A 9,389-nucleotide genomic window follows, 5' to 3' on the forward strand; every position below is an offset into this window, starting at 1 on the left:
GCGCCAAGCGTACCGAGCGAGAAGAGATTGCGGTCTACCACGTGAACTCCTTTGTCGTGTGCTGCGTATCGTGATGTCCGATTGGTTGACATCTACGATAATAGCGCTTGCACAATATGAGCCACGCTCAAGAAAACTGCAATATCATTCTGCGGAATATCAATATGTTTCCGCCGTGATTGGATTATCATAGCGCTTGCATACACAACGGCGTGCATGCATTACACTTCCCCTCAACAACCCCCCCCCACGCGCGCACGATCCCGTTGCTGAGATGACGTGCGCGACGCACATCAGGATGCATGCGCGCGACGGTACTGCGACGGTGTCATGCCGGTCTCGTCACGGAATCTGCGATTGAAGTTGGAGGCGTTGTCATAACCGCTCATCCGTTGGATACGTGCGATCGGCAGATCGGTGCAGGTCAGCAGGCGGCAGGCGCGCCCCACGCGCAGGCGACGGACGAAATCGGCGAAACCGATGCCGGCCACCCGTTTGAAGAAGCGGGAAAAGGTCGATACGCTCATCGAGGCCGCTTCGGCGGCATCCGACAGCGTGACCGTATCGAGATGCGACGAAATATAGGCGATGGCGACGTTGACGTCGTCCTCGACACCGAAGGCGACCTGCGGATTGTATCCCGGGGTCACCACGGTGCGAACCTCATCCGCCGGCGCCTGTTGGAACACCGTGAGGATGGCGATGAGGTCGGCCACGCGCCGCGCCGCGTCATGCTCCCCCATCGTCTCCAGTAGGCCTCCCGCCTCGTGCGCGGAGTTTCCCGACAGGACGAGTGCATGCGACGCGCGACGCACCACCTGCTCGAACCCGGCGGTCTCGGGGAACGCCGACGCCAGCAGTCGCAGCGTCTGCGGGCGGACATGGCACAGCACGTCACGATGGGCGAGCCGTTCGCCGGGGATGATGTCCGACAGCCAGTTGTGAGGCAGGTTCGAGCCGATCATCGCCACATGCCCCGCCTCGAACGGCATGAGTCCGTCCCCGGCCATGAGCTGTCCGCTTCCCTCACGGATCAGGTGGATTTCGATCTGCGGATGGTAGTGCCATCGGGCCAATGCGCTCGGATACCCGTGGCTCGACCATCGTATGGCGGCGTCCCCATCGGGGACGATCACCTCCAGCGATCCAGCATCCGAGTATGGGATCATGCCGGCGTCACGCGCATCCATCGCCAACCTCCTCGTCGATTCCTCCACGATACCGCACCGTCCGCCGCCCGATGTCTCGCGATCGCCGATCGTTCACCGGCTCCCGTCGACGGATACCGCCGGGCATCGGAAAACGACGTGACGACCGTCCGAGGAACACCGGAAATGCCGATGCGCGCCGGCGGCGGAAAAAGGGAATCCCGCCGGCCCGTCATCGATTATTCATGGCGCCCCTCGGACGGCCGTCACGCCGTCGCCAAGCAGCCGTCCGTCATCCGCGATCAGTCGCGGTCGACGGTGATCTGCAGCTTGATGTCACCCGGACGGCCCTCGTCCATACGGTCGAAGGCGGCCTTGGCGTCCTTCATCGCGAAGGTGTCGGTGATGAAGGGCTTGAGGTTGAGCCTGCCGCTGGCGACCAGATCGATGGCCTTCTGGTACACGTTGGCGTAGCGGAAGACGTTCTCGATACGCACTTCGGTGGCCTGCAGCTCGGTGATGTCAATCGACACCGGATCGACCGGGATGCCGACGAGCACCGCGCAGCCGCCGGGGGCGATGAGCTTCCAGAACGTCTCGTAGGCCTTCGGTGCGCCGGAGCATTCGAACGCCACGTCGGCACCCCAGCCGCCGGTCTCCTCGCGGACCCGCTCGACGAGATCCTCCTTCGTCAGATCGACCGGGATGACGCCCGGAATCTGGCCGATGATGCCAAGCTTGACGGCGGAGACGTCGGAGACGAGCACCTTGGAGGCGCCGCCGGCGAGCGCGGCGGAAGCGGTGAGCATGCCCACCGTGCCCGATCCGGTCACGACGCACACGTCGCCGGGCTTGATACGCGCCTTGGTGGCGGCCCACATGCCCACGGCGGTAGGCTCGAGCAGCGCGCCCTCGCCGAAGCTCATGTTGTCGGGCAGGTGGTAGGTGAACGCGGCCGGGTGGATGACCTCTTCGCACAGGCAACCGTCGATCGGCGGGGTGGCGAAGAAGCGCACGGCCGGGTCGACGTTGTACATGCCCAGTCGGCTGGCGCGCGAAGTCATGTCGGGGATGCCGGGTTCGAGGGCGACGCGGTCGCCGGGCTTGAAATCGGTGACGCCGGGGCCGACTTCGAGCACGGTGCCCGCGGCCTCATGACCGAGAATCATCGGCTGTTCGACGACGTACTTGCCGACGCGTCCGTGCGTGTAGTAGTGCAGGTCGGAGCCGCACACGCCCACGGTATGCGGCGCGATGCGCAGTTCGCCGGGACCGGGCGCCTGGACGTCCGGGACCTCGCGCACGTTGATGACGCCCTGCTTCTCGAGAACGACTGCCTTCATGATGATGCTCCTTTGATTGGATGGTTGTTGATGGTTGTTGGTTGATATGGATGGGAAAGACGGATCAGACCACGGCCGAGGACTGCGAGGCCATCGCCGGCATCGTCTCCGTGGACACGCTCCGATCGATGCGACGACCTTTCTCATCGAAACCGGGTTGCTTCGGTCGAATCCACAGGGAGACGACCGATCCGCCGATGTAGCAGATCGCGTACGCCCAGCACACGCCGGCGAACCCGACCGTCTCCAGCAGCACGGTGGCGATGAACGGACCGCAGAAGGTCGTCAGACCGGAGGCGAGGTTGTGCGCGGAGACCGCGGCCCCCTTGTGCTCGGGCTCCAGCGCGGGGAACACCGCACCCATCGGCACGAAGGCGGAGATACCCATGCCGAGCACCACCGCGCACAGGTACATGAGCGGCAGGTTGCGGCCGAAGAACTGGGGCACGTAGTACATGGCGAGCGTGCCGAGGGCGGAGAGCCAGCATCCCCACCAACGCATCTGGCGCATCCAGCCGAACCGGTCGCCCATACGACCCCAGAACACGTTGCCGAACACGGTGACGACGAAGAGCAGCCCCCAGATGGTGGACCATTCGGTGACCTTGAACCATGCGCCGCCGCCGTTGGTATGCGTGGCGAGGTACAGCGGCATGATGACCGGGAATCCGTAGAGGGTGAGGTTGCAGATCACGCGCAGCACGGCGGCGAAGGCGATCTGGCGGTTCTCCTTGAGGATGGTGACGCCGCGGGAGAGTTCACGCAGCTTGTCGGCGGTGCTCATCGCGTCGAGATCGGCATTGCGTGTCTTCGGCACGAACCACAGGCAAATGAGCAGACCGGCAATCGAGAACGGCAGCGACACCCACAGCGAGTAGTATTCGCCGATCACCGGCGTGATGAACGCGGGCAGGTAAGCACCGAACACGCCGATGCCGAAGGAGTACGAGGTCCAGAACCATCCCATGGCCGAGGCCAGTTTGCTCGGGTCCACGGTCTGTGCGAGCAGTACCACGTAGCTGTAGATGAACAGCGGGTAGCCCATGCCGCGCAGCATGTACGACACCAGCATCAGCGGATAGATGTGGCTCGGCAACGCCACACCGATGAACACCAGGTGCAGAGCGATCCACGAGACCGCGCCGACCAGCATGATGCGCTTGGCGCCGAACATCTCCGCAAGCACTCCGGACGACCATCCGGCCAACGCCGCGACCAGACCATACATGGTGAACAGCATCGATGCCTGCGACGAGCTGAATCCCTGATCCACGACATACTTCGACAGGAACGTCAGCTCGAAGCCGTCTCCCGTCATGAACACCGCGATCGCCAGGAACCCCGGCAGCAGTGTTCTCATCAATCCCCGAGCCACGTTGTCTCCTTACCTGAACTTCGTTGTCTTTATCGCTCCTCGTTGAAGCGTTAATACAATTCTCCCGTGAGAAACACTGGTGTTTCCTCGCATTAGATGGCAAGAATTGATACTTTTTTGCACTCCGCATGGATGCTCAGCAATTCCCGAACGGATACCCCGCCTCACAGGACTGCCTCACAGGACATCGAGCGGAGAACCGCGAAACACGCATTTTACAAAGTGACTTTACAGAAGTCGGCGCATGGGGTTATGCTGGGCGGCGATGGACGGAGATACCGCCCACATGCGCCGCAGGCGCACCAACGAAAGGACATCATCATGATGAACGGAAAGAAGTTCATGGCAGCCGTTATGCGTGGTTTCGAGGCCAGCGGCATGAACGCCCTCGCCCAAGCCGGCTACAGCGAGGCCACCACCAAGGCATTCGAAGCCATCGAAAACCGCTGAACCGCAACAGCCTAAGAACGATACAGCAGCGGCATGGATGGCATGAGCCGTCTTCCTGCCGCACGTCGCGCATCGATAGGATGCATCGCCTTCGATGCCGAACATGATCGTCCAACGGTCATGTCGATCAATCAGATGCTCCAACAGGATCGGACAACGGCGTCCCCTCTCTCTGTTTCCCCCAAATCCCCGTGAGGCCTATGTGTTGACCACCGCGATCGCCCTGGGCCGTATCGCCAGCCCCGCCCGATAGCGTCTCCTCCCGTTGGCTTCTTCGTCGGCGGTGGTGTCCGTTGTTTCCTTCCGCCGGCGGGAGGTGGCGCGTAGCGCCGGAGGGTGGTTTCGTGTCCGCGTGTGTGGTGTCGGTGGGTGGCTGGCGGGTTCGTTCCCGTCGCGTGTGTCCGTTGTTTTCTCCCGCTGGCGGGAGGTGGCGTGTGGCGTCGGTGGGTGGTTTCACGCGCGTGTGGTGTCGTGGCGGGTGTTTCCCCGTCCCCGTGTGTTTGGGTCTGGGTATGACGGGGTCCCGGGGGCGTGTGGCTTGTCCGGGGTCCGGGTATGGGTGGACCCCGGGAGCGTGTTGCTCGACCGGGGTCCTGTTCTCGTTGTGGTGCGGCGGCGTGCTACTCTCCCACACCCTGTCGGGTGCAGTACCATCGCCGTGCCAGGTCTTAGCTTCCGGGTTCGGAATGGGTCCGGGCGTCTCTCCTGGGCTATGACCGCCGCAAATCTTCAATTGTGGGACCCGCCCCGCTCGGGGTCGTTCCCTAGCTGGTGGTTCGGGGACCGGATGGTGGACGCTTGTTGATCGTGTTTCGTGGTCACGGACCGTTGTTCCGTGTCGCGTGTTTTCGCGCAGTCTTCGCTGTGGTGATGCTCTCCCACCCCTGGGGGTGGGGTTGTGTGTCGCGCTTCCCCGTTAGTACCGGTCGGCTCCACCCCTTGCGGGGCTTCCACGTCCGGCCTATCGACCACGTGTTCTGCATGGGGGGTCTCAGGCCCCGAAGGGCCCTGGGAATACTTATCTTGGAGCGGGCTTCCCGCTTAGATGCTTTCAGCGGTTATCCCTTCCGAACGCAGCCAACCGGCGGTGCCACTGGCGTGACAACCGGCGTACCGGAGGTTCGTCCACCCAGGTCCTCTCGTACTATGGGCAGGTCTCCTCAGTATTCCGACGAGCGCAGAGGATAGAGACCAAACTGTCTCACGACGTTCTGAACCCAGCTCGCGTGCCGCTTTGATCGGCGAACAGCCGAACCCTTGGGACCTGCTCCAGCCCCAGGATGCGACGAGCCGACATCGAGGTGCCAAACCATCCCGTCGATATGGACTCTTGGGAATGATCAGCCTGTTATCCCCGGGGTACCTTTTATCCGTTGAGCGATGCCGCGTCCGTACACCGGCACCGGATCACTAGTTCCGACTTTCGTCCCTGCTCGACCCGTCGGTCTCGCAGTCAAGCCCCCTTGTGCACTTGCACTCGCCACCCGATTGCCAACCGGGCTGAGGGGACCTTTGAGCGCCTCCGTTACTCTTTGGGAGGCAACCGCCCCAGTTAAACTACCCGCCAGGCACTGTCCCAGAGCAGGATCACTGCTCGTGGTGAGACATCCAATGCGAACAGAGCGGTATTTCACCTTGCGACTCCACACGATCTGGCGACCATGCTTCCCAGTCTCCCGCCTATGCTACACGATCCACACCGAATGCCAATACCAAGGTATAGTAAAGGTCCCGGGGTCTTTTCGTCCTTCTGCGCTTAACGAGCATCTTTACTCGTACTGCAATTTCGCCGAGCTCCTGGTCGAGACAGTGGGGAAGTCGTTACGCCATTCGTGCAGGTCGGAACTTACCCGACAAGGAATTTCGCTACCTTAGGATGGTTATAGTTACCACCGCCGTTTACCGGGGCTTGAATTCACCGCTTCACCCGAGGGCTGACGGATCCTCTTAACCTTCCGGCACCGGGCAGGCGTCAGTGCATATACAGCGGCTTGCGCCTTCGCATGCACCTGTGTTTTTGGTAAACAGTCGCTACCCCCTGGATTGTGCCACCCCCAACCGCTCCCCGGGCAAGCCGGTTCACCATCGGGGGTCTCCCTTAAACCGAAGGAACGGGAGTGATTTGCCGAGTTCCTTGACCAGGATTCGCTCGATCGCCTTGGTATGCTCTACCTGACCACCAGTGTCGGTTTGGGGTACGGGCGCCCATGCGCCTCGCGCCGAAGCTTTTCTCGACGGACGGACCCACCGGAAGACACACCAGAGTGTGCCCCCATCACGCCTCGGGCCATGTTTTCCCCGGATTTGCCTGGGGAAGGCCCCGCACGCTTGGACCCGGAAAACCACCTCCGGACCCGGCCTGCCATCCGCGTCACTCCACACGCTATCCTACCGGGAATCGGTTCCCAACAGACGAACCACGACCCATCCCGAAGGACGGGGCGGGAACGCCCGGAGGTAAGCATCAACCTTTCGGATCTTGTCGGTTCATGGCCGGTACGGGAATATCAACCCGTTCATCCATTCGACTACGCCTGTCGGCCTCGCCTTAGGACCCGACTCACCCAGGGACGACGAACGTGGCCCTGGAACCCTTGGTCATCCGGCGGACGGGATTCCCACCCGTCTCTCGCTACTCATGTCTGCATTCTCACTCCCATGCAGTCCACGGACGTTTCCACGCCCGCTTCGACCCGCATGGGACGCTCTCCTACCCAGCGAACCAGGTTCGCTGCCGCGTCTTCGGTGGCGTGCTTGAGCCCCGCTACATTGTCGGCGCGGAACCACTAGACCAGTGAGCTGTTACGCACTCTTTCAAGGATGGCTGCTTCTGAGCCAACCTCCTGGCTGTCTATGCGACTCCACATCCTTTCCCACTTAGCACGCGCTTCGGGACCTTAGACGACGGTCTGGGCTGTCTCCCTCTCGACGACGGAGCTTATCCCCCGCCGACTCACTGCCGGGATACACTTGACGGGTATTCGGAGTTTGGTTGCTGTCGGTACCCGGTATGGGCCCTCAAGCATCCAGTAGCTCTACCCCCCGCAAGCAATCACCCGACGCTGCACCCAAATGCATTTCGGAGAGAACCAGCTATCACGGAATTTGATTGGCCTTTCACCCCCAGCCCCAGGTCATCCCCCCGGTTTTCAACCCAGGTGGGTGCGGTCCTCCACACGGTCCTACCCGCGCTTCAACCTGCCCAGGGCTAGATCATCCCGCTTCGGGTCCAGGACAAGCGACTCAACACGCCTTATTCAGACTCGCCTTCGCTACGCGTACCCCACACGGGTTACGCTCGCCACCTGCCACTGACTCGCAGACTCATTTTTCGATAGGCACGCCGTCACCCCATCAAAGAGGCTCCGACGGATCGTAGGCGCACGGTTTCAGGTACTCTTTCACTCCCCTCCCGGGGTGCTTTTCACCTTTCCCTCACGGTACTAGTTCACTATCGGTCGGACAGGAATATCTAGGCTTACCCCACGGTCGGGGCGGATTCACACGGGATTCCACGAGGCCCGCGCTACTTGGGAAAACATGATCGCGAGACCATGCGCATACGACTACGGGGCCATCACCCTCCACGGCCAGGCATCCAATCCTGTTCGTCTCGCACACGATTTTCTAACTCACGCCCGGTCCGTCGGAACCGGGACACACGCTCCCACAACCCCGATGCCGCAACCCCCGACGGGTATCACACGACACCGGTTTGGCCTGATCCGCTTTCGCTCGCCACTACTCACGGAACATCCTTTCCTACAGGTACTGAGATGTTTCACTTCCCTGCGTACCCCCCAGCACAAGGCTGGTGCCACCCCATCGAGGGTGGCGGGTTCCCCCATTCGGAGATCCTGGGATCAAAGCCCTGTCGGCGGCTCCCCCAGGCCTATCGCGGCCCCACACGTCCTTCATCGGTCCTGTCCGCCAAGGCATCCACCACTGCGCCCTCACCAGCAACACACACAACGCGTGAAAGCCGGCGAAAACCAAATTCGCGAATACATCGGACGACACATCAACACAACACGTTGACGGTCACAACAAAAACGACCGAACGAACACCCGAAGACAAAGCCTCGGAGTTCGATCGAAATCAACAAAACAAGAAAAACAAATTCGTTCTCTTGCTCGCGTCCACTATCCAGTTCTCAAACCACCAACACACACCAGGCACCACACCAGCCCACACAAGGACCAACACGGAAACCCGGCGGAATCGGACCCGCACCCCGAAGCCAGACGGCTCGGAGGGTGGCGATCCGGGAACCCAAAAGCATGCCATACCACCAACCACACGGGACAAGCCCGCCCGCACGGGAAACCCCGCACGCCCACAGCCAAGATCTCTTCCACACCAGCAACCCCGGACGACGTGCGACTGTCGCACGCGCGGGGCACACACCGGCCACCAGACAGTGGCCTGAATTCTCCGTAGAAAGGAGGTGATCCAGCCGCACCTTCCGGTACGGCTACCTTGTTACGACTTAGTCCCAATCACGAGCCTCACCTTAGACGGCTCCACCCCTCACGGGTTAGGCCACCGGCTTCGGGTGCTGCCCACTTTCATGACTTGACGGGCGGTGTGTACAAGGCCCGGGAACGCATTCACCGCGGCGTTGCTGATCCGCGATTACTAGCGACTCCGCCTTCATGGAGTCGGGTTGCAGACTCCAATCCGAACTGAGACCGGTTTTCAGGGATCCGCTCCATGTCGCCATGTCGCATCCCGCTGTACCGGCCATTGTAGCATGCGTGAAGCCCTGGACGTAAGGGGCATGATGATCTGACGTCATCCCACCTTCCTCCGAGTTGACCCGGCGGTCCCCCGTGAGTCCCCAGCCGAACTGCTGGCAACACGGGGCGAGGGTTGCGCTCGTTGCGGGACTTAACCCAACATCTCACGACACGAGCTGACGACGACCATGCACCACCTGTGAACCCGCCCCGAAGGGAAACCCCATCTCCTGGAGTCGTCGGGAACATGTCAAGCCCAGGTAAGGTTCTTCGCGTTGCATCGAATTAATCCGCATGCTCCGCCGCTTGTGCGGCCCCGTCAATTTCTTTGAG

4 protein-coding genes and 3 rRNA genes are annotated in these 9,389 nt (G+C 61.7%); 1 reads left to right on the plus strand and 6 read right to left on the minus strand.

The window, feature by feature from the left end; all coding sequences use genetic code 11:
* Positions 1–293: 293 nt before the first annotated feature.
* The 3 genes from BSTEL_RS08785 to BSTEL_RS08795 all read right to left on the minus strand — a co-directional run bounded on the left by BSTEL_RS08785 (position 294) and on the right by BSTEL_RS08795 (position 3,866).
* The gene (locus BSTEL_RS08785; protein ID WP_051923001.1) at positions 294–1,190 is read right to left on the minus strand and encodes an AraC family transcriptional regulator; all 897 of its coding nucleotides are present in this window, start codon (positions 1,188–1,190) and stop codon (positions 294–296) included.
* A gap of 260 nt (positions 1,191–1,450) precedes the next feature.
* A complete protein-coding gene (locus tag BSTEL_RS08790; protein WP_034529630.1) occupies positions 1,451–2,491 on the minus strand; it encodes an NAD(P)-dependent alcohol dehydrogenase in 1,041 nt (346 codons plus the stop codon).
* Positions 2,492–2,555: 64 nt separating this feature from the next.
* Positions 2,556–3,866 carry an MFS transporter gene (locus BSTEL_RS08795; protein ID WP_101621810.1) on the minus strand — a complete coding sequence of 437 codons (1,311 nt, stop codon included), beginning with the start codon at positions 3,864–3,866 and terminating at the stop codon, positions 2,556–2,558.
* Between the two features lie 321 nt (positions 3,867–4,187).
* Here BSTEL_RS08795 and BSTEL_RS12900 point away from each other — a divergent pair, with 321 nt between their 5' ends.
* Entirely contained in the window at positions 4,188–4,316 is a 129-nt protein-coding gene (locus tag BSTEL_RS12900) for a hypothetical protein (protein WP_274518544.1), read from the plus strand.
* 607 nt (positions 4,317–4,923) lie between these two features.
* Here BSTEL_RS12900 and rrf read toward each other — a convergent pair.
* The 3 genes from rrf to BSTEL_RS08810 form a co-directional block, all read right to left on the minus strand.
* Positions 4,924–5,040, minus strand: a 5S ribosomal RNA gene (gene rrf, locus BSTEL_RS08800).
* Between the two features lie 173 nt (positions 5,041–5,213).
* A 23S ribosomal RNA gene (locus BSTEL_RS08805) occupies positions 5,214–8,283 on the minus strand.
* A 474-nt stretch (positions 8,284–8,757) separates the two neighbouring features.
* Positions 8,758–9,389, minus strand: a 16S ribosomal RNA gene (locus BSTEL_RS08810); the annotation flags it as partial.

Origin of the sequence: Bifidobacterium stellenboschense (genome assembly GCF_000741785.1) — a bacterium.
GTDB lineage: Bacteria > Actinomycetota > Actinomycetes > Actinomycetales > Bifidobacteriaceae > Bifidobacterium > Bifidobacterium stellenboschense.

Coding starts and splice junctions, on each gene's coding strand:
- BSTEL_RS08790 (WP_034529630.1), bottom strand. CDS start 2,491: ATGAAGGCAGTCGTTCTCGAGAAGCAGGGCGTCATCAACGTGCGCGAG.
- BSTEL_RS12900 (WP_274518544.1), top strand. CDS start 4,188: ATGATGAACGGAAAGAAGTTCATGGCAGCCGTTATGCGTGGTTTCGAG.
- BSTEL_RS08785 (WP_051923001.1), bottom strand. CDS start 1,190: ATGGATGCGCGTGACGCCGGCATGATCCCATACTCGGATGCTGGATCG.